The organism is Pseudomonas sp. NPDC099000 (assembly GCF_044759925.1).
Taxonomy (GTDB): Bacteria; Pseudomonadota; Gammaproteobacteria; order Pseudomonadales; family Pseudomonadaceae; genus Aquipseudomonas.
In genome coordinates, this window is the sequence record NZ_JBIWAF010000027.1 from 50,892 (window position 1) to 68,510 (window position 17,619).

General features: G+C 58.3%; 22 protein-coding genes. 15 read left to right on the forward strand and 7 right to left on the reverse strand.

Annotated features, from left to right (window positions below):
• Positions 1-192 precede the first annotated feature (192 nt).
• Positions 193-648 (forward strand): DUF2214 family protein, encoded by a 456-nt coding sequence (locus ACIQV9_RS24015; RefSeq protein WP_403106786.1) that lies wholly within the window; start codon positions 193-195, stop codon positions 646-648.
• 194 nt (positions 649-842) lie between these two features.
• Here the strand turns inward: ACIQV9_RS24015 and csrA are convergent, their stop codons facing one another.
• A complete protein-coding gene (gene csrA, locus ACIQV9_RS24020; protein WP_007938114.1) occupies positions 843-1,037 on the reverse strand; it encodes a carbon storage regulator CsrA in 195 nt (64 codons plus the stop codon).
• A gap of 250 nt (positions 1,038-1,287) precedes the next feature.
• Here csrA and ACIQV9_RS24025 point away from each other — a divergent pair, with 250 nt between their 5' ends.
• Both ACIQV9_RS24025 and ACIQV9_RS24030 read left to right on the forward strand, forming a co-directional pair.
• Positions 1,288-1,653 (forward strand): SPOR domain-containing protein, encoded by a 366-nt coding sequence (locus ACIQV9_RS24025; RefSeq protein WP_403106790.1) that lies wholly within the window; start codon positions 1,288-1,290, stop codon positions 1,651-1,653.
• A 101-nt stretch (positions 1,654-1,754) separates the two neighbouring features.
• On the forward strand, positions 1,755-2,666 hold the full coding sequence (locus ACIQV9_RS24030; RefSeq protein WP_403106793.1) for a siderophore-interacting protein: 912 nt from the start codon (positions 1,755-1,757) through the stop codon (positions 2,664-2,666).
• A gap of 58 nt (positions 2,667-2,724) precedes the next feature.
• On the opposite strand, the gene ACIQV9_RS24035 is transcribed toward ACIQV9_RS24030, so the two are convergent.
• The 3 genes from ACIQV9_RS24035 to ACIQV9_RS24045 all read right to left on the reverse strand — a co-directional run bounded on the left by ACIQV9_RS24035 (position 2,725) and on the right by ACIQV9_RS24045 (position 4,966).
• The gene (locus ACIQV9_RS24035) at positions 2,725-3,414 is read right to left on the reverse strand and encodes an endonuclease (protein ID WP_109633159.1); all 690 of its coding nucleotides are present in this window, start codon (positions 3,412-3,414) and stop codon (positions 2,725-2,727) included.
• Positions 3,415-3,418: 4 nt separating this feature from the next.
• Positions 3,419-3,709, reverse strand: a complete 291-nt coding sequence (locus tag ACIQV9_RS24040; protein WP_403106796.1) for a DUF1654 domain-containing protein — start codon at positions 3,707-3,709, stop codon at positions 3,419-3,421.
• Positions 3,710-3,877: 168 nt separating this feature from the next.
• Positions 3,878-4,966, reverse strand: coding sequence for an asparaginase (locus ACIQV9_RS24045; protein ID WP_403106799.1), 1,089 nt, complete (start codon positions 4,964-4,966; stop codon positions 3,878-3,880).
• Between the two features lie 346 nt (positions 4,967-5,312).
• On the opposite strand from ACIQV9_RS24045, the gene ACIQV9_RS24050 reads away from it, so the two are divergent.
• From ACIQV9_RS24050 to ACIQV9_RS24085, 8 genes are all read left to right on the forward strand, one after another.
• Complete coding sequence (locus ACIQV9_RS24050; RefSeq protein ID WP_403106802.1) at positions 5,313-5,750, forward strand: hypothetical protein; 438 nt, start codon at positions 5,313-5,315, stop codon at positions 5,748-5,750.
• Positions 5,751-5,938: 188 nt separating this feature from the next.
• Positions 5,939-6,895, forward strand: a complete 957-nt coding sequence (locus ACIQV9_RS24055; RefSeq protein WP_403106805.1) for a sugar ABC transporter substrate-binding protein — start codon at positions 5,939-5,941, stop codon at positions 6,893-6,895.
• Positions 6,896-6,950: 55 nt separating this feature from the next.
• Positions 6,951-8,504 (forward strand): sugar ABC transporter ATP-binding protein, encoded by a 1,554-nt coding sequence (locus tag ACIQV9_RS24060; protein WP_403106808.1) that lies wholly within the window; start codon positions 6,951-6,953, stop codon positions 8,502-8,504.
• Positions 8,501-9,478 (forward strand): ABC transporter permease, encoded by a 978-nt coding sequence (locus ACIQV9_RS24065; RefSeq protein WP_010455954.1) that lies wholly within the window; start codon positions 8,501-8,503, stop codon positions 9,476-9,478. The genes ACIQV9_RS24060 and ACIQV9_RS24065 overlap by 4 nt, the downstream gene beginning before the upstream one ends.
• Positions 9,479-9,481: 3 nt before the next feature.
• On the forward strand, positions 9,482-10,501 hold the full coding sequence (locus ACIQV9_RS24070; protein ID WP_403106811.1) for a LacI family DNA-binding transcriptional regulator: 1,020 nt from the start codon (positions 9,482-9,484) through the stop codon (positions 10,499-10,501).
• A gap of 24 nt (positions 10,502-10,525) precedes the next feature.
• Positions 10,526-11,443: a ribokinase gene (gene rbsK / locus ACIQV9_RS24075; RefSeq protein ID WP_403106813.1), complete on the forward strand. Its 918-nt coding sequence runs from the start codon at positions 10,526-10,528 to the stop codon at positions 11,441-11,443.
• Positions 11,440-11,844: a D-ribose pyranase gene (gene rbsD / locus ACIQV9_RS24080; protein ID WP_403106816.1), complete on the forward strand. Its 405-nt coding sequence runs from the start codon at positions 11,440-11,442 to the stop codon at positions 11,842-11,844. Before rbsK ends, rbsD begins: the two co-directional genes overlap by 4 nt.
• Positions 11,845-11,889: 45 nt before the next feature.
• Complete coding sequence (locus ACIQV9_RS24085; RefSeq protein ID WP_403106819.1) at positions 11,890-12,918, forward strand: nucleoside hydrolase; 1,029 nt, start codon at positions 11,890-11,892, stop codon at positions 12,916-12,918.
• Between the two features lie 32 nt (positions 12,919-12,950).
• On the opposite strand, the gene ACIQV9_RS24090 is transcribed toward ACIQV9_RS24085, so the two are convergent.
• The gene (locus ACIQV9_RS24090) at positions 12,951-13,163 is read right to left on the reverse strand and encodes a hypothetical protein (RefSeq protein WP_094471650.1); all 213 of its coding nucleotides are present in this window, start codon (positions 13,161-13,163) and stop codon (positions 12,951-12,953) included.
• Between the two features lie 132 nt (positions 13,164-13,295).
• On the opposite strand from ACIQV9_RS24090, the gene ACIQV9_RS24095 reads away from it, so the two are divergent.
• Together ACIQV9_RS24095 and ACIQV9_RS24100 are read left to right on the forward strand one after the other, a co-directional pair.
• Positions 13,296-13,601, forward strand: a complete 306-nt coding sequence (locus tag ACIQV9_RS24095) for a hypothetical protein (RefSeq protein WP_403106823.1) — start codon at positions 13,296-13,298, stop codon at positions 13,599-13,601.
• A 167-nt stretch (positions 13,602-13,768) separates the two neighbouring features.
• On the forward strand, positions 13,769-14,089 hold the full coding sequence (locus ACIQV9_RS24100; protein WP_403106835.1) for an I78 family peptidase inhibitor: 321 nt from the start codon (positions 13,769-13,771) through the stop codon (positions 14,087-14,089).
• A 72-nt stretch (positions 14,090-14,161) separates the two neighbouring features.
• Here ACIQV9_RS24100 and ACIQV9_RS24105 read toward each other — a convergent pair whose 3' ends face one another.
• Both ACIQV9_RS24105 and ACIQV9_RS24110 read right to left on the reverse strand, forming a co-directional pair.
• Positions 14,162-14,374 carry a cold-shock protein gene (locus ACIQV9_RS24105; RefSeq protein WP_007905882.1) on the reverse strand — a complete coding sequence of 71 codons (213 nt, stop codon included), beginning with the start codon at positions 14,372-14,374 and terminating at the stop codon, positions 14,162-14,164.
• Between the two features lie 290 nt (positions 14,375-14,664).
• On the reverse strand, positions 14,665-14,967 hold the full coding sequence (locus tag ACIQV9_RS24110) for a hypothetical protein (RefSeq protein WP_403106826.1): 303 nt from the start codon (positions 14,965-14,967) through the stop codon (positions 14,665-14,667).
• Between the two features lie 373 nt (positions 14,968-15,340).
• Between ACIQV9_RS24110 and thrS the strand changes: the two genes are divergently transcribed.
• Both thrS and infC read left to right on the forward strand, forming a co-directional pair.
• Positions 15,341-17,263, forward strand: a complete 1,923-nt coding sequence (thrS, locus tag ACIQV9_RS24115; RefSeq protein WP_403106829.1) for a threonine--tRNA ligase — start codon at positions 15,341-15,343, stop codon at positions 17,261-17,263.
• Positions 17,263-17,619: translation initiation factor IF-3 (gene infC, locus ACIQV9_RS24120; RefSeq protein ID WP_403106838.1), on the forward strand; the 357-nt coding region annotated here is incomplete at its 3' end. The genes thrS and infC, both read left to right, overlap by 1 nt.

A 17,619-nucleotide genomic window follows, 5' to 3' on the forward strand; every position in this document is an offset into this window, starting at 1 on the left:
ATGCATTTTTAAGGTCCAAGCTTCCATCAGCTGCTTGGGCTTTTTTTTGCCTGAAATTTGTCCCCGCCGTTTAAGTGTCCCTTCGCTGTTCCTCCTCTACCCCGAAAGCACCGTCTCCAAATCAAGCGCATCCCGGTTTTTTAGACTACTACTGACTGGCAATCTCAAAGTCTGTCAGATGGGGGCAAATCGATGCTGGTTCATTGGTTTCTTGCGGCAATTCACCTGTTGGCTTTTGCCCTGGGGTTTTGGGCTGTACTGACGCGGGGCACGGCATTCAGCCGTCTGGCAGCCGGGGCGGGGGAGGCTCGTCGTGTGTTGATGGCCGATAACCTGTGGGGTATCTCTGCCGTCCTCCTCCTGATCACAGGTGGGATGCGGGCCTTCGGCGGGTACGAAAAAGGTACGGATTACTACCTTCACCAGCCTTTGTTCCATCTCAAGATGACGCTCTTCGTGCTGATCCTGCTGCTTGAGGTTGCGCCAATGATCACGCTGATCAAATGGCGGATCGCACTGAGCCGTGGCGCGGCGATCAACACCGGGCGCTCGAAGCTGTTTGCGCGGATCAGTCATGTCGAAGGGCTGCTGGTGTTGTTGATGGTCGTGGCTGCCACGGGCATGGCGCGCGGCGTGACGTTTGGTTAGCCGGATCTGATCACGTTCTTCCTCGGGGTTAATCCGAAACGTCTGACAGTCAGGGCAGGGGACGTGCAGTTAATATCGGCTTCACGTTTTTGGCAGGAAGGGGCGAACAGATGAACGGATGGCGGCACGACGCTTGAATCTTTAGCCAGCCGTTGTCCGGGGTTGAACGGGCTGGCTACTGACTGCAACAGGATTCAGGGAGTTTGTGGCTTGTCTGGAGCGGTAAGGCCAGCCTGAATGCGTTGGTAGATTTCTTCGCGATGCACTGCGACGTCTTTCGGCGCGTTGATGCCGATCCGGACTTGCTGGCCGCTCACGCCCAGAATGGTGATCGTAATGTCGTCACCGATATTTATGCTTTCACCGACTTTGCGGGTGAGTATCAGCATGGTCTTCTCCTTGATTGCTTTGTAGGGCACCTGATTCGAACAGTGCAGAGGTCGGTGGTATGTATAGATTAGTGCGAAGTCTCACGGTTTGGGTGCCTCTTTCTGACGCGCAGATGCTGCATTAATTCCCAAGGCGTAACTATACAGAGGCCGCAACCATCATTCTCGTTGTTTTGCGCCCATTTTGCGGCACTCGGGAAGTATTCATGAATGCTAAAATCGCCGCTTTCAGCATTCAGAGGGACACGTTGTGCGCAAAATGGTCTTGGTAATCGCAGTACTGGCGTTGGTTGGGTGCGATCAAGGTAAGGGCGTTGACGCTCAAAAGCCGAAGCCGGCAGTCGTTTCCGCACCTGCGGCCGTCACCGGGCCGCAATGGGATGTCGAAGTGCGAGGCGAGACACCCCAGGCTGTCAGCGACCTGAGCGGCTGGTTGATCGAGCACAGCTTTGTGCCCAGCGTCGTCATGGAAAACGGCAAGGCTCGCATTCTGGTCGGGCCATTCAGTTCGAAAGCCGAGGCCGAGGCCAAACAGGCCGAGGTGGCTGCAGCGCTTACCCGAGCCAAGAAACAGAACATCGAGTTGCTGGTGCTTGAGCGTCCCGTAGCCCAGTAACAGTTCTTTTCGCGGGAGCCTTTTGTCGAAGCACCTTAAAGGGGATCCACATTGACTCGTCTCTAAGCGTAGTCACTGTCGATTCCCAGAAGGAGCTCTCCATGGCCTCCGCCACCCCTTACAAACTATTCGACGCGGTCCTTGCGCACAAAAAAAACCTCAGCCCGCATTTAATGCGCGTGACCCTGGCCGGCCCGATGGTCAACGAAATGGCCACCTGGGCGCCGGATCAGCGCGTCAAACTGTTCTTCCCAGCCGAAGACGGGTCGCCTGCCAGGCTGGCTCATGACCAGCATTGGTATGCGCGCTACCGTTCAATGCCGGCCAACCAGCGTCCGGCAATGCGCACTTACACCATCCGGCATTTGCGGGCCGAGCAAGGCGAAGTGGACATCGACTTCGTATTGCACGGCGAAACCGGTCCGGCCTCCCGCTGGGCAATTCGTGCGGTGGCGGGCGAGCCTATCCAGATCGTCGCCCCGGATCGCCAGTTTTCAGCGCAAGACGCGGGCGGTTTCGAATGGAAGCCGCCTCACACCCTCAAGCATCTGTTGCTGGTGGCCGACGCCACTGCATTGCCCGCTGCTCTCGGTATCCTGGACGAGACGGCCGTCTTGGCTGAGCCGCCGATGACTCAGGCATTTTTCGAAGTGGACAGTGCAGAAGACGCATTGCCAGTTCCTGATTGGCCGGGTCTGTCGGTGCAGTGGCTGGTCCGGGATCATTCCAGCGGAAAGGCCGCTGGTGCGCTGATGGTTGAAGCGGTCCGCCAGGCGGAATTGCCGGTCACTTCTTCGCAGGTTCATGAAGCAGTGGAGCTGACGGAAGTCGATGTCGACGAAGAGATTCTCTGGGAAACCGCCGGCTCGACCGGTGATGGTTTCTACGGTTGGATCGCTGGGGAAACGGTGGCCGTGATGAGCCTGCGCAAGCACTTGATCAAGGAGCGCGGCATTGCCCGGGAGTCACTCAATCTGATGGGCTACTGGCGCTACAACAAAGGCGGCGGATAGAAACGAAAAAAGGCCTCGGGCATAAACACCCGAGGCCTTTTTGGTTTTCTGCGGTCGATCAGCCGCAGGCTTTCATGTCCACGGGCCCTACAAACTCGTTGCCGCGACCCATCACGCACGCCACGCTCTGGTTGCGCTGACGCTCCCAGGCTTCAACCGGATAGGTCTTGTTCCACGCGTCGTACAGTTGCCGATCCTGTTTCGACAGGCGCAAACCGTACTGTTTGCTCATGTAGAAATACGTCCGGGCGATCATGCCGCGAATGGAAGGGCGGGGCATGACCTTCTTCGCCTTGAAGTCGACCTGGGTCAGGCACGAGCCATATTGACCCGATTGCACCGGCAGCCAACCGAAACTGAAGTTACTGCGATCGCCGTTCACCTCGCCGATGCTGGGCACCAGGTTATGCAGGTCAGCCTCGGCCTTTTGATAGGTCGGATCGTAGCGCGTGCAGTTCTTGCGCCCGCCTTCCTGCCAGCACTGGCGCTGATGGCCGATCTGCCAGGCCGGCACAATGTGCTCCCACTCGATGCGGGCGGCGCGCTTGGCGTTCTTGCGCGGCACATACCCACAGGCTGCGAGGTTGACCTTGTTGCCAGTGTATTTGCAGCCGCAATAGAACTCGGTGGATTGCGGTGCGTACAGCTTCCAGGCGACTTTCTTGGCTTCGTTGAAGGTGCGTGGGGCGCCAGCCTGGGCGCCGAGGGTGATGAACAGAAACAGCAAAGCAAACCAGCGGACACTCATTGACTCAATCTTCCTTCGGCACAACCCAGAAAACCTGCACACCGCCATCGTCGCGATAGGCGAGTGTGACGTTGTCGTTCTCATCGATTTCTTCCAGCAATTGCTCCCACTCATCCACGGGTTCGTCCGGTAGTCGGAAGATCAGTGCGGCTTTGGCTTTCTGAGCGGTGGGGGAATTGATGATTTTCTGGACGCGCATGCCCATGCGTTGATAGGCATCAGGAGAGGCAGAGGTTGTGGCCACGGAATTATCCTTATTAAGCTGTACGTGCATACAGTATTTAACTGTAGGCATTTTCGCAACTGCTTAAAATTCAAGAAAATCCTCTGACAGCAGTTTTTTCCGTTTGGTGTAGGACGAAGGGAAATTTTTATCGGAATATCGGAGGGGGTGTGAACCACTCGCCAAAGCTGGCGAGTGGTGAACGCAGTGCCCGACCGGAATCGGTCGGGCGAGGGCAAATCAGTATTCCCAGAACATCCGCTGCAGCTCTTTGCTGTCGTTGGTCTTGGTCAGCGCGACCATGGCCAGGATGCGGGCTTTTTGCGGGTTCAGGTCGTGTGCCACGACCCAGTCGTACTTGTCGTCAGGTTGTTCGGCGTTACGCAGGACGAAACCGCCGGCATTGACGTGGGACGAACGAATGATCTGCACGCCGTCCTTGCGCAGGGCCTGCAAGGTAGGGACCACACGCGAGGAGACCGAACCGTTGCCGGTGCCGGCATGGATGATCGCTTTGGCGCCGGACTGAGCCAGTGCCTTGTAGGCCGTGTCGCTGACGTTGCCGTAGGAATAGGCGATTTCGACGTCAGGCAGGCTCTTGATGGTTTTGATGTCGAATTCCGAATCCATGGTGTGGCGCTTGGCCGGCAGACGGAACCAGTAGGATTTGCCTTCAACCACCATGCCGAGTGGGCCCCAGGCACTTTTGAACGCCTCGGTTTTGATATTGATCATTTTGCTGACGTCGCGACCCGACTGGATCTCATCGTTCATGGTCACCAGCACGCCTTTGCCACGGGCGTCTTTGCTGCTGGCCACGGCGACGGCGTTGTACAGGTTCAGCATGCCGTCAGCCGACATTGCGGTGCCCGGGCGCATGGAGCCGACGACGATGATTGGCTTGTCGGTTTTTTCCACCAGGTTGAGGAAGTAGGCGGTTTCTTCCAGGGTGTCGGTGCCGTGGGTGATCACGATGCCATCCACGTCTTTGCTGTCGGCCAGTTCGGCGACGCGACGACCCAGTTGCAGCAGGTTGTCGTTGGTGATGCTTTCCGAGGCGATCTGCATGACCTGTTCGCCGCGAACGTTGGCCAGTTGGCTGAGCTCCGGAACCCCGGCAATCAGCTGCTCGATACCGACTTTCGCCGCCTGGTAGGTTGCGCTGTTAGCGGCGCTCGCGCCGGCGCCGGCAATGGTGCCGCCGGTGGCGAGGATCACCACGTTGGCCAGCTTCTGTTGGGTTTCGACTTCTTTTGCCTGAACGGCAGAAGGCAGGAGTAGCAGGAGGGCCAAAGCGCCCGGAATAAAGGTGTTGATGGCAGATTTCATTATTTTCTCTCTAGTAGTGAGACGGTGCTGATGCAAGTTCATCTAGATACGCCCCAGGCAGATCTGAACGCTTGGGGTCTAGGTGAAGAGCAGGATCTGTACCAGCGATACGTTGAGTGAGAAAAACTTTTAACATGATGATTTATATCAATATTTATTCATTGGACTACCAGCGTTAAACAGCCTTGTGTCCGGGTTTCCGAATAAGTTGACGTTTCGCGTTCGGCTCTCCGAAAAGGCCTACGACCTCCGGTGAACACATCGCCTTGCCAGATAGAAAATCAGTGCTAAAGAAACCCGCGCCCAGGTCGATGCCCCTTCAAGGGATTTTTTTTCGGGAGTGCACATGTCTTTTTCTGTCGGTTTTCCAAATGCGGGCGCAATCACCATCGGTGGCAAGACTCCGTCGACGATCAATGCCTTGAGCGAAGCGACGGAAGAGGCGTCGACACAGCTGACTGGAAAGGAAGAAAACCAGGTCAGAACCGGGGGGGCTGCTCAGGACGAAAGCAAATCCGAGAGCAAAAGCAGCCAAAGTATTGCGGTTCAGGTGTTGCTCAAGCGCATGCAAGAACTGCAACAGCAGCTGCGCGAACAACAGCAGCAATTGGCGGCCGCTCAGGCAGCGTCTTATCCAACCGAGGAGGCCAAAGCCACAGCCGTCATGTCGATCCAGGGGCAGATCGCCGAAACCAATGGCGCACTGGCGCAAGTCACCGGGAACTTGGTGAAAGAACTGGCCAAGGACTCCAGTACGGGTGGTCTGGTCAGCACGACCGCGTGATGTGGAGGGTTGGTTTTTGCCAACCGAGACACAAAACAGGTCGTTGACAAATCACAGCAGGGTTCGCATAGTTCGGTCTACGCAAACGTTTGCGCGCTGTTCTTGATGGCTCGGTCCATTGGCGGACCCAATGAAGCTCACGCCAGCGCAAGCGTTGCTCACAATAATCATAAGATCGGAGTGAACCCATGAAGCTGCCATTCGCTGGACGTCTTCTTGCTGTCGCTATGCTGGCTGCCGCATCCGCCGCGCTGCCTGTCTCTTCGGCATTCGCCGAGACCCCTGAAAAACCCAAAGTCGCGCTGGTCATGAAGTCCCTGGCCAACGAGTTCTTCCTGACCATGGAAGATGGCGCCAAGGCGTATCAAAAAGACCATTCCGGCGATTTCGAGCTGATCTCCAACGGCATCAAGGACGAAACGGATACTGCGGGTCAGACGCGCATCGTCGAGCAAATGATTCTGGCCAAGGTCAATGCGCTGGTCATCGCGCCGGCCGACTCCAAGGCCATGGTTCCGGTGATCAAGAAAGCCATCGATGCCGGTATCACCGTGATCAACATCGATAACCAGCTGGACCCGGCCGTGGTCAAAAGCAAAAACATCAATGTTCCGTTCGTAGGCCCGGATAACCGCAAAGGCGCACGCCTGGTTGGCGAGTACCTGGCCAAGCAGCTGAAGGCCGGTGACGAAGTCGGCATCATCGAAGGCGTGTCCACCACCACCAACGCCCAGGCCCGCACCGCAGGCTTCAAGGATGCAATGGAAGCGGCGCAGATCAAGGTCGTCTCGTTGCAGTCCGGTGACTGGGAGATCGACAAGGGCAACAAGGTTGCCGCCTCGATTCTCAGCGAATACCCGGAAGTCAAAGCCCTGCTGGCCGGCAACGACAGCATGGCCGTCGGTGCCGTTTCCGCCGTGCGTGCGGCAGGCAAGGCCGGCAAGGTTCAAGTGGTCGGTTATGACAACATCAACGCCATCAAGCCGATGTTGAAAGACGGCCGGGTCCTGGCCACCGCTGACCAGTTTGCCGCCAGGCAAGCCGTGTTCGGTATCGAGACTGCGCTGAAAATCATCAAGGGCGAGAAGGTCGACAGCGGCGCCAACGGCGTGATCGAAACTCCGGTAGAGCTGGTCACCAAGTAACCCTTCTGGCGACACAACGGTGCTCGCCCGCCCGGGCGAGCGCATGGAGAGTTTTATGTCAGTTTCCGCCCCGAACGCTGTCCTCTCGGTCAGCGGCATCGGCAAGACCTACGCCCAACCCGTCCTGACCGGCATTGATCTGACGCTGATGCGCGGTGAGGTGCTGGCGCTGACCGGCGAGAACGGCGCCGGCAAAAGCACGCTGTCGAAAATCATTGGCGGACTGGTCACGCCGACCACCGGCCAGATGCAATTCCAGGGGCAGGAATACCGCCCCGGCAGCCGCACCCAGGCCGAAGACCTGGGCATCCGCATGGTCATGCAAGAACTCAATCTGCTGCCGACACTGTCGGTGGCGGAAAACCTGTTTCTCGACAATTTGCCGAGTAATGGCGGCTGGATCAGTCGCAAGCAACTGCGCAAAGCCGCGATCGAGGCCATGGCTCAGGTCGGGCTCGACGCGATCGACCCGGACACCCTGGTCGGCGAACTCGGCATCGGCCACCAACAAATGGTCGAGATCGCGCGCAACCTGATCGGCGATTGCCATGTGCTGATCCTCGACGAACCGACGGCGATGCTGACCGCCCGTGAAGTCGAGATGCTGTTCGAGCAGATCACCCGCCTGCAAGCTCGCGGCGTGTCGATCATCTATATCTCCCACCGGCTCGAAGAGCTGGCGCGAGTGGCCCAGCGCATTGCGGTGTTGCGTGACGGCAACCTGGTCTGCGTCGAGCCGATGGCCAATTACAACAGCGAGCAACTGGTCACGTTGATGGTCGGCCGTGAACTCGGCGAACACATCGACCTGGGCCCGCGCAAGATTGGTGCTCCAGCGTTGACGGTCACAGGGCTGACTCGCTCGGACAAGGTGCGTGACGTGTCCTTCGAAGTCCGCGCTGGCGAGATCTACGGGATTTCCGGATTGATCGGGGCAGGGCGCACCGAGTTGCTGCGTCTAATCTTTGGTGCCGACACGGCGGACAGCGGCACCGTCGCGCTGGGTTCGCCGGCCCGGGTGGTGAGCATCCGTTCGCCGGCCGATGCGGTCGGTCATGGCATCGCTCTGATCACCGAGGACCGCAAAGGTGAAGGCCTGCTGCTGACCCAGTCGATCAGCGCCAACATCGCGCTGGGCAACATGCCGGTTATTTCCAGCGGCGGCATCGTCAATAACGCTGACGAAATGTCCCTGGCCCAGCGTCAGATCGACGCCATGCGCATCCGCAGTTCGAGCCCGACGCAACTGGTCTCCGAGCTGTCGGGCGGCAACCAGCAGAAGGTCGTGATCGGCCGTTGGCTGGAGCGTGACTGTTCGGTAATGCTGTTTGATGAACCGACCCGTGGCATCGATGTGGGCGCCAAGTTCGACATCTATGCGCTGCTCGGTGAGCTGACCCGACAGGGCAAAGCGCTGGTGGTGGTGTCCAGCGACCTGCGTGAACTGATGCTGATCTGCGACCGGATCGGCGTGTTGTCGGCGGGGCGCCTGATCGACACTTTCGAGCGCGACAGCTGGACCCAGGATGATTTGCTTGCCGCCGCGTTCGCCGGCTACCAAAAACGTGATGCGTTGCTCAACGAAGCAGCGCCTAGGGATCTTCCATGAAAACTGCATCTTCTGCCGGCAAACGTAGTGGCAATTTCTACGGTCTGGGCACCTACCTGGGCCTGGCCGGTGCCTTGCTGGCGATGGTTGCGCTGTTCTCGGTATTGAGCAGCCACTTCCTGTCCTACGACACTTTCAGCACCCTGGCCAACCAGATTCCCGATTTGATGGTGCTGGCGGTCGGCATGACGTTCGTGCTGATCATCGGCGGTATCGACCTGTCGGTCGGCTCGGTATTGGCGCTCGCAGCGTCGGCCGTCAGTGTGGCGATTCTCGGCTGGGGCTGGAGCGTCCTGCCTGCGGCGCTGCTCGGGATGGCGATTGCGGCATTGGCCGGGACCATCACCGGATCGATCACCGTGGCGTGGCGAATTCCGTCGTTCATCGTGTCCCTCGGCGTGCTGGAAATGGCCCGTGGCGTGGCGTATCAGATGACCGGTTCGCGCACGGCTTACATCGGTGATGCCTTCGCCTGGCTGTCCAACCCGATTGCCTTTGGCATCTCGCCGTCGTTCATCATTGCCTTGCTGATCATCATCATTGCCCAGGCCGTGCTGACCCGTACCGTGTTCGGCCGCTACCTGATCGGCATCGGCACCAACGAAGAAGCCGTGCGTCTGGCCGGGATCAATCCAAAACCCTACAAGATCCTGGTATTCAGTCTGATGGGGCTGCTGGCCGGTATTGCCGCGCTGTTCCAGATTTCCCGTCTGGAAGCGGCGGACCCGAACGCCGGCTCCGGGCTGGAGCTGCAAGTGATCGCTGCCGTGGTAATCGGCGGCACCAGTCTGATGGGCGGCCGTGGTTCGGTGATCAGCACCTTCTTCGGGGTTCTGATCATTTCCGTACTGGCGGCAGGCCTGGCGCAGATCGGCGCGACCGAGCCGACCAAACGCATCATCACCGGCGCAGTGATCGTGGTGGCGGTGGTGCTTGATACTTATCGCAGTCAGCGCGCAAGCCGGCGGACCTGAGTCATGGCAACGATCAAGGATGTAGCGGCACTCGCGGGAATTTCCTACACCACGGTGTCCCATGTGGTGAACAAGACCCGGCCGGTCAGCGAAGAGGTGCGGATCAAAGTCGAGGCGGCGATCAAGACCCTGGACTACGTGCCGAGCGCCGTGGCCCGTTCTTTGAAAGCCAAGACCACGGCGACCATCGGTTTGCTGGTGCCTAACAGCCTCAACCCGTACTTCGCCGAACTGGCCCGTGGCATTGAGGATTACTGCGAGCGTAACGGCTATTGCGTGATCCTCTGCAACTCCGACGACAACCCGGACAAACAGCGCAGTTACCTGCGCGTGCTGCTGGAAAAACGCGTCGACGGGTTGATCGTGGCCTCGGCCGGTGGCGACGCGGGGCTGGCAGAAGGTCTCGCTGGCGTGCGCACGCCGATGGTCATCGTCGACCGCGGGCTGGAAGGTGTGAATGCCGACCTGGTGCGTATCGATCACGAATACGGCGCCTACCTGGCCACCCGGCATCTGCTGGAGCTGGGTCACCGGGACATCGCCACCATCGGTGGCCCGGCAGGTACCAGCGTGGCGCAGATGCGTCTGGCCGGTTATTGCCGAGCCTTGAAAGAGGCGGGGGTGGAAGTGCATCCCGAACGCATGCTGGAAAGCGATTTCACCAGCACGGGCGGTTACAACGCCGCCGCGATTCTGCTGGAAAAGAACCCGCCCAGCGCGATCTTCGCCGGCAACGACATGATCGGCATCGGCGTGTTGCGAGCGGCTGCCGAGCGCAATGTGCGTGTACCTACCGAGCTGTCGGTGATCGGCTTCGACGATATCCAGATGAGCCGTTATGTCTACCCGGCGCTGACCACCGTGGGCCAGTCGATCCTGCAGCTCGGTGAGATGGCGGCCGAGGTTCTGTTGCGACGAATCGCAACACCCGACATGGCCACCGATCAACGGATCGTGACGCCCAGTATTGTCCTGCGAGAATCGACTGCGCCGCTTGCCGGTGTGTTCGACGAATACCGCTGAAACCGAATTGACGAGTAGTGATGTATGCCAGCAAAAGTAGTGGTGATAGGCAGCCTGAACATGGACCTGGTGACCCGGGCTCCACGGTTGCCCCGTGGCGGTGAGACGCTGATCGGGCAGTCGTTTGCCACGGTTTCCGGCGGCAAGGGCGCGAACCAGGCGGTCGCCGCGGCGCGGCTGGGGGCGCAGGTGTCGATGGTCGGTTGTGTCGGCAGCGATGCTTACGGTGAAGAACTGCGCGGGGCCCTATTGGCCGAGCAGATCGACTGCCAGGCCGTCAGCACTGTCGAGGGCTCCAGCGGCGTGGCCTTGATTGTGGTCGATGACAACAGCCAGAACGCAATCGTGATCGTTGCCGGTGCCAACGGTGCGCTGACACCACAGGTGATCGACCGGTTCGATGCAGTGTTGCAGGCGGCGGATGTGATTATTTGTCAGCTGGAAGTGCCGGATGCCACGGTGGGTCATGCCCTCAAGCGCGGCCATGAGCTGGGCAAAATCGTGATCCTCAACCCGGCGCCGGCCAGTCGTCCGCTGCCGGCGGATTGGTATGCGTCCATCGATTACCTGATTCCCAATGAAAGCGAGGCCTCGGCCCTCAGCGGTTTGCCGGTGGACTCCCTTGCGTCCGCCGAAATCGCCGCAACCCGTTTGATCACCCTGGGCGCCGGTAAGGTCATCATCACCTTGGGTGCTCAAGGATCAATGTTTGCCAACGGCACAGGCTTCGAACATTTTCCGGCGCCGAAGGTGAAGGCTGTCGATACCACGGCGGCTGGCGACACTTTCGTCGGTGGGTTCGCCGCCGCGCTGGCGTCCGGAAAAACCGAAGCTGAAGCGATCCGTTTCGGCCAGGTTGCCGCGGCGCTGTCGGTCACCCGTGCCGGCGCGCAACCCTCGATTCCCACCTTGTCCGATGTACAGGCGTTCAAAGCACCATGAAAAAGACACCGTTGCTCAACGTCGCGCTGTCGCGGCTGATCGCGTCCCTGGGTCACGGCGATATGGTCGTGATCGGCGATGCCGGCCTGCCCGTACCGCCGGGCGTCGAACTGATCGACCTGGCCCTGACTCAGGGTATTCCGGATTTCGTCAGCACTTTAAAGGTCGTGCTCAGCGAAATGCAGGTTGAGCGCCATGTGCTGGCCCAGGAGATTCTGGACAAACAACCGCCTGCCTTGAGCTCGCTGGATGAGCTGAACGCCAAAGGCGCGCTGGGCCCGCGTGAGCTGCTCAGCCATGACCAATTCAAAGTCCTCAGCCGACAGGCGCGAGCGATTGTTCGTACAGGCGAATGTGCGCCGTACTGCAACATCGTGCTGGTATCGGGGGTGACGTTCTAACCCGCTGTAATCAAGATTTGTTCCCCCACGCACAAGGAGTGCGATATGCACCGCTATGCTCAGAAACTGCACCACCTGCTCCGGAGTCTGCTGCTTTTGTCCCTGATTACTGCAACGAGCGCCCAGGCGGCGGAAAAGATCGATTTGATCATCGACACCGATCCGGGTGCCGACGACGTCGTCGCCTTGCTGTTTGCGTTGGCGTCGCCGGAAGAACTCAATATTCGTGCGCTGACCACCGTCGCGGGCAACGTGCGTCTGGACAAGACTTCGCGAAATGCGCGACTGGCCCGCGAGTGGGCAGGGCGCGAGGAGGTGCCGGTCTACGCGGGCGCACCGAAACCGTTGATGCGCACGCCGATCTATGCGGAGAACATCCATGGCAAGGAAGGCCTGTCGGGCGTCACCGTGCACGAGCCGAAGAAAGGCCTGGCCGAAGGCAATGCGGTCAATTACCTGATCGATACCTTGAAGGCCGCCAAGCCTCACAGCATCACCATCGCCATGCTCGGTCCACAGACCAACCTGGCCCTGGCGCTGATCCAGGAACCTGAAATCGTTCAGGGCATCAAGGAAGTGGTGATCATGGGTGGCGCGCATTTCAACGGCGGCAACATCACCCCGGTGGCGGAGTTCAACCTGTTCGCCGACCCGCAGGCTGCCGAAGTGGTGCTCAAAAGCGGTGTGAAGCTGACGTATCTGCCGCTGGACGTGACCCACAAGATCCTCACCAGTGACGCGCGCCTGAAGCAGATCGCAGCGATCAACAACAACGCCAGCAAGCTGGTGGGCGACATTCTCAATGAGTACGTCAAAGGCGACATGGAACACTACGGTATTCCGGGTGGCCCGGTGCATGACGCAACCGTCATCGCCTACCTGCTCAAGCCTGAGTTGTTCACCGGCCGCTCGGTCAATGTGGTCGTTGATAGCCGCGAAGGCCCGACCTTCGGTCAAACCATCGTCGACTGGTATGACGGCCTGAAAGCGCCGAAGAACGCTTTCTGGGTGGAAAACGGCGACGCTCAGGGTTTCTTCGACTTGCTGACCCAGCGCCTGGCTCGTCTGAAGTAAGCCATGCACCCGCAGGTGCCAGCCTGCGGGTTTTACGCCCGCTCGTTCTCTGTCAGGCCCATATAGTCGGCGGGGTATTTCTCGAATATCTGCGCGATGAATTTCCTGGCCGCTTCGGTTCCCAGTTCCTTGACCAATAGATCGATGCCAATGATTGCGAACTCTTCCGGGCTGCCCGGGCTGTAAGAGCTGTGACCCTGCGGCCACTTGACGGTGATGTTAGCGTCGATGCTTATGGTGGACATGATGGCGCTCGTGAAGTCGGGAAAGTCTGAGTGTCGAGTTAACCATTTTGCGCGGTGTTTGGCACTTCGACTTAGGCATGAGAGGAGGGCTATGCGACACTTGGTCTTTGACGAATTTTTAAGGACCGTGCTGTGCAGATCGATTTGAACACGCCCGACGGTTTGACTCTCGAGGCGGTGCGCCAATTGCTGGCTTCTGCCAGTGATGATGAACACACGCAACTGCGGGTGACCAAGGCCGGCATTGCCTACATTTCATCGGGTGTTGTAGGCGGCACCGATATCAGCGGGCTACTGTTTCGTCTGGAAACGTGGGCCAAGGGTTCCGGTTATGTAGGATTGGTCGCGGCCAGCGACGAGGTCTGGGTCATGCAGATCTTCAATGCACTGAAAGAGAACTGGCCGAACCCGCCGTTCGATTACATCGACGTCTATTGAGGGTTGTTCATATTCAGTCACGATTGAGGGATGAACGACAGGGCGCTGCTCAGGCAAACTCGCCGCTCGTGCGGTCCGAGGGCAGGGTGATGGCACTCACCTTGAAACCAAATGCCGGATTGGCGGTCGCAAGATCTCAGCTTAACTATTGGAAAAAAGGAGGCTTCATGCCTTGGAAGCTCGCGTCATTGGGTACTTTGTTCGCCGTCACTCTGCTAGCTGGTTGCAGCAGCACATCCTCCGAGTCGGCAGCAGACCCTGTAGCGACGACTGACACAGGTCACAGCCGTTGCGAGGCAAAGGCAGCCGAATTCGCCATCGGCAAAGCGGCTTCGCCCGCACTGCTGGAGCAGGCGCGTACCCGCGCAGGTGCGCAGAATGCACGGTTCCTCTTGCCCACCGATATGGTGACCCTGGAGTACCGCTCCGATCGCCTGAATCTGAATACCGATGCCAATCGGGTCGTCACCCGCGTCAACTGCGGCTGATCGCTTCGGGCTTTTGTTTCGCCCATAAAAAACCCCGTCACGTGGACGGGGTTTTTTTAGTGCGGCTGAAAATTACTCAGCGCGGACTTGTGCAGCTTGCATACCCTTTTGGCCTTTCTCAGCCACGAAGGAAACGGTCTGGCCTTCTTTCAGGCTTTTGAAACCGTCGCTTTCGATAGCTTTGAAGTGTACGAACAGGTCGTCACCGCCACCTTGAGGAGTGATGAAGCCGAAGCCTTTTTCATCGTTGAACCATTTAACGGTGCCGGTTTGGCGATTAGACATGGTGTATCTCCAAGAAACATATATTTTCAGTAGTGCTGTGCTGCTCAGGCCAACTGGGCACACCGGGGTATCATAGTCGAAATGTTCGCTTTGGGAGCCCCCCGGACGTGCTGTTTGCCCTACAGTCGCGTTTCGTTTGCTGCTTGATGTAGCTGAAAGCCCCGTTTTACAAGGCTTTCAGCCGAAAGTAAAGACGATAAAAAAACCTGTAAAACCTGCATAAATTGTACGAAAAAGCTCAAATGCATCGTTTTTTATCGGTGTTGAACCGGGTCAAAAGGACTTTTTTGTCACTTTTTCGCCGGGGTATTGGCCTTGCATTTGGCGATCTGACCCAGTGCTTTCTGTTGCAGTTCCGGGCTGGCCTTGTTGTCCATCAGTGCCTGGATGTCGCCGGCCGGATACGACTTGATTGCATCAGCCCCGCAAGCGCAGTGAGACTTCGCTGCAGCAGCACCAATCTGCGGGGTCGCTGCCTGGGTGCACTGAGCCATGTATTTCTCGCGCTCGCCCTTCGGCCAGTCGGCATGGGCGGCCAGTGGCAGCAGCAGAACGATGGGGGCGACTACTGCGAACAAACGATTCAGACGCATGCTGGGATGCTCCTTGTGGGTCAATGTCTTGTTATCTGAGGGGCAAAGCGGGGTTCAAGTTCAGCACTCTGGCATAAATTGCATGATTTGCCCCAGCACAAAGCCTCGTTGCCTCGACGACCGTTCATCTGTGCTAGCATGCGTCGCTCGGGCTTTTGCAGGCTCCGGATGACCTTCAGTCCCGGTGGCGGCAACAGCGCGAATAACCCTGATTTGAATCCCAGTCACTCTGGTTCGGTTTTCCGGTTGGCCGCAAGGCTCCTGCCGCTGTAAGGCAGGCGTTCGTCATTGAATGGCCTGGATCGGATCTTGTACTGGCTCATCCCAACCCACGTGACCTTTGGTAGGGGTCACCACTAGGAGAGGAGGCGCCATGCCAACTATTACTCTTCCCGACGGCAGTCAACGTTCATTCGATCACCCGGTTTCCGTAGCCGAGGTCGCCGCATCCATTGGTGCAGGTCTGGCCAAGGCCACCGTGGCCGGCAAGGTCAATGGCAAGCTGGTCGACGCCAGCGACATCATCGACAGCGATTCCACGCTGCAAATCATTACGCCAAAGGATGAAGAGGGGCTGGAGATCATTCGCCACTCTTGCGCCCACCTGGTTGGCCACGCGGTCAAGCAGCTGTACCCGACGGCCAAGATGGTCATCGGTCCGGTCATCGATGAAGGCTTCTATTACGACATCGCCTTCGAACGTCCTTTCACCCCGGACGACCTGGCCGCGATCGAACAGCGCATGCAGCAGCTGATCGAAAAAGATTACGACGTGATCAAGAAAGTCACTCCGCGTGCCGAAGTGATCGAAGTGTTCAAGACCCGTGGCGAAGACTACAAGCTGCGCCTGGTCGAGGACATGCCGAACGAGCAGGCCATGGGCCTGTACTATCACGAAGAATACGTCGACATGTGCCGTGGCCCGCACGTGCCGAACACGCGCTTCCTGAAATCCTTCAAGCTGACCAAGTTGTCCGGCGCCTACTGGCGTGGCGATGCCAAGAACGAGCAATTGCAGCGCGTTTACGGCACGGCGTGGGCAGACAAGAAGCAGCTGGCGGCTTACATCCAGCGCATCGAAGAAGCTGAGAAGCGCGATCACCGCAAGATCGGCAAGCGTCTGGGGCTGTTCCACACCCAGGAAGAGTCGCCGGGCATGGTGTTCTGGCACCCGAACGGCTGGACGCTATACCAGGTGCTCGAGCAATACATGCGCAAGGTTCAGCGCGACAACGGTTACCTGGAGATCAAAACTCCGCAGGTCGTTGACCGTAGCCTGTGGGAGAAATCCGGGCACTGGGCCAACTACGCTGACAACATGTTCACCACGCAGTCGGAAAACCGCGACTACGCCATCAAGCCAATGAACTGCCCTTGCCACGTGCAAGTGTTCAATCAGGGCCTGAAAAGCTACCGCGAGTTGCCAATGCGCTTGGCCGAATTCGGTGCTTGCCATCGTAATGAGCCATCGGGTGCGCTGCACGGCATCATGCGCGTGCGTGCGTTCACTCAGGATGACGCCCACATCTTCTGCACTGAAGAGCAAATGCAGGCTGAATCCGCTGCGTTCATCAAGCTGACCATGGACGTTTATGCCGACTTCGGCTTCAAAGACGTCGAAATGAAGCTGTCCACTCGTCCGGAAAAACGCGTCGGTTCCGACGAGCTGTGGGACCGCGCTGAAGCTGCATTGGCTGCAGCCCTTGATAGCGCTGGCTTGCCTTACGATTTGCAGCCGGGCGAGGGTGCGTTCTACGGTCCGAAGATCGAGTTCTCGCTGAAAGATTGCCTCGGTCGTGTCTGGCAGTGTGGTACCCTTCAGCTCGATTTTAACCTGCCTGTCCGTCTGGGAGCCGAATACGTCTCCGAAGACAACAGTCGCAAGCACCCGGTGATGTTGCACCGGGCGATCCTCGGATCCTTCGAACGTTTCGTCGGAATCCTGATCGAGCACTACGAGGGTGCATTCCCTGCGTGGCTGGCTCCGACCCAGGCAGTGATCATGAATATCACTGACAAACAGGCCGATTTTGCCGCCGAGGTTGAAAAAACCCTCAATGAAAGCGGATTTCGTGCCAAGTCTGACTTGAGAAATGAAAAGATCGGCTTTAAAATCCGCGAGCATACTTTGCTCAAGGTTCCTTATCTCTTGGTTATCGGAGATCGGGAAGTCGAGATGCAGACTGTCGCTGTGCGTACTCGTGAAGGTGCTGACCTGGGATCGATGCCCGTCGCCCAGTTCGCTGAGTTTCTCGCGCAAGCGGTTTCCCGGCGTGGTCGCCCAGATTCGGAGTAATTACTATTAAGCGTGAAATGAGACAAGATAAACGAGCTGCACCGAAAGCCCCGATCAACGAGAATATCTCGGCACGCGAGGTTCGGTTAATTGGGGCTGAAGGTGAACAGCTTGGGATTGTGTCAATTGAAGACGCGCTTCTTAAGGCTGAAGAGGCCAAACTGGATTTGGTGGAAATTTCCGCCGATGCAGTACCCCCTGTTTGCAAACTGATGGACTACGGCAAATCGATCTTCGAGAAGAAGAAGCAGATTGCCGCGGCCAAGAAAAACCAGAAGCAGATTCAGGTTAAAGAAATCAAGTTTCGTCCAGGGACGGAGGAAGGGGATTACCAGGTAAAACTGCGCAACCTGGTA

Bases quoted from the DNA above. Each gene is read 5' to 3' on its own strand.
- ACIQV9_RS24015 (WP_403106786.1), top strand. From the start codon at position 193: ATGCTGGTTCATTGGTTTCTTGCGGCAATTCACCTGTTGGCTTTTGCC.
- csrA (WP_007938114.1), bottom strand. From the start codon at position 1,037: ATGCTGATACTCACCCGCAAAGTCGGTGAAAGCATAAATATCGGTGAC.
- ACIQV9_RS24030 (WP_403106793.1), top strand. From the start codon at position 1,755: ATGGCCTCCGCCACCCCTTACAAACTATTCGACGCGGTCCTTGCGCAC.
- ACIQV9_RS24035 (WP_109633159.1), bottom strand. From the start codon at position 3,414: ATGAGTGTCCGCTGGTTTGCTTTGCTGTTTCTGTTCATCACCCTCGGC.
- ACIQV9_RS24040 (WP_403106796.1), bottom strand. From the start codon at position 3,709: ATGCCTACAGTTAAATACTGTATGCACGTACAGCTTAATAAGGATAAT.
- ACIQV9_RS24045 (WP_403106799.1), bottom strand. From the start codon at position 4,966: ATGAAATCTGCCATCAACACCTTTATTCCGGGCGCTTTGGCCCTCCTG.
- ACIQV9_RS24050 (WP_403106802.1), top strand. From the start codon at position 5,313: ATGTCTTTTTCTGTCGGTTTTCCAAATGCGGGCGCAATCACCATCGGT.
- ACIQV9_RS24055 (WP_403106805.1), top strand. From the start codon at position 5,939: ATGAAGCTGCCATTCGCTGGACGTCTTCTTGCTGTCGCTATGCTGGCT.
- ACIQV9_RS24060 (WP_403106808.1), top strand. From the start codon at position 6,951: ATGTCAGTTTCCGCCCCGAACGCTGTCCTCTCGGTCAGCGGCATCGGC.
- ACIQV9_RS24065 (WP_010455954.1), top strand. From the start codon at position 8,501: ATGAAAACTGCATCTTCTGCCGGCAAACGTAGTGGCAATTTCTACGGT.
- ACIQV9_RS24070 (WP_403106811.1), top strand. From the start codon at position 9,482: ATGGCAACGATCAAGGATGTAGCGGCACTCGCGGGAATTTCCTACACC.
- rbsK (WP_403106813.1), top strand. From the start codon at position 10,526: ATGCCAGCAAAAGTAGTGGTGATAGGCAGCCTGAACATGGACCTGGTG.
- rbsD (WP_403106816.1), top strand. From the start codon at position 11,440: ATGAAAAAGACACCGTTGCTCAACGTCGCGCTGTCGCGGCTGATCGCG.
- ACIQV9_RS24085 (WP_403106819.1), top strand. From the start codon at position 11,890: ATGCACCGCTATGCTCAGAAACTGCACCACCTGCTCCGGAGTCTGCTG.
- ACIQV9_RS24090 (WP_094471650.1), bottom strand. From the start codon at position 13,163: ATGTCCACCATAAGCATCGACGCTAACATCACCGTCAAGTGGCCGCAG.
- ACIQV9_RS24100 (WP_403106835.1), top strand. From the start codon at position 13,769: ATGCCTTGGAAGCTCGCGTCATTGGGTACTTTGTTCGCCGTCACTCTG.
- ACIQV9_RS24105 (WP_007905882.1), bottom strand. From the start codon at position 14,374: ATGTCTAATCGCCAAACCGGCACCGTTAAATGGTTCAACGATGAAAAA.
- ACIQV9_RS24110 (WP_403106826.1), bottom strand. From the start codon at position 14,967: ATGCGTCTGAATCGTTTGTTCGCAGTAGTCGCCCCCATCGTTCTGCTG.
- thrS (WP_403106829.1), top strand. From the start codon at position 15,341: ATGCCAACTATTACTCTTCCCGACGGCAGTCAACGTTCATTCGATCAC.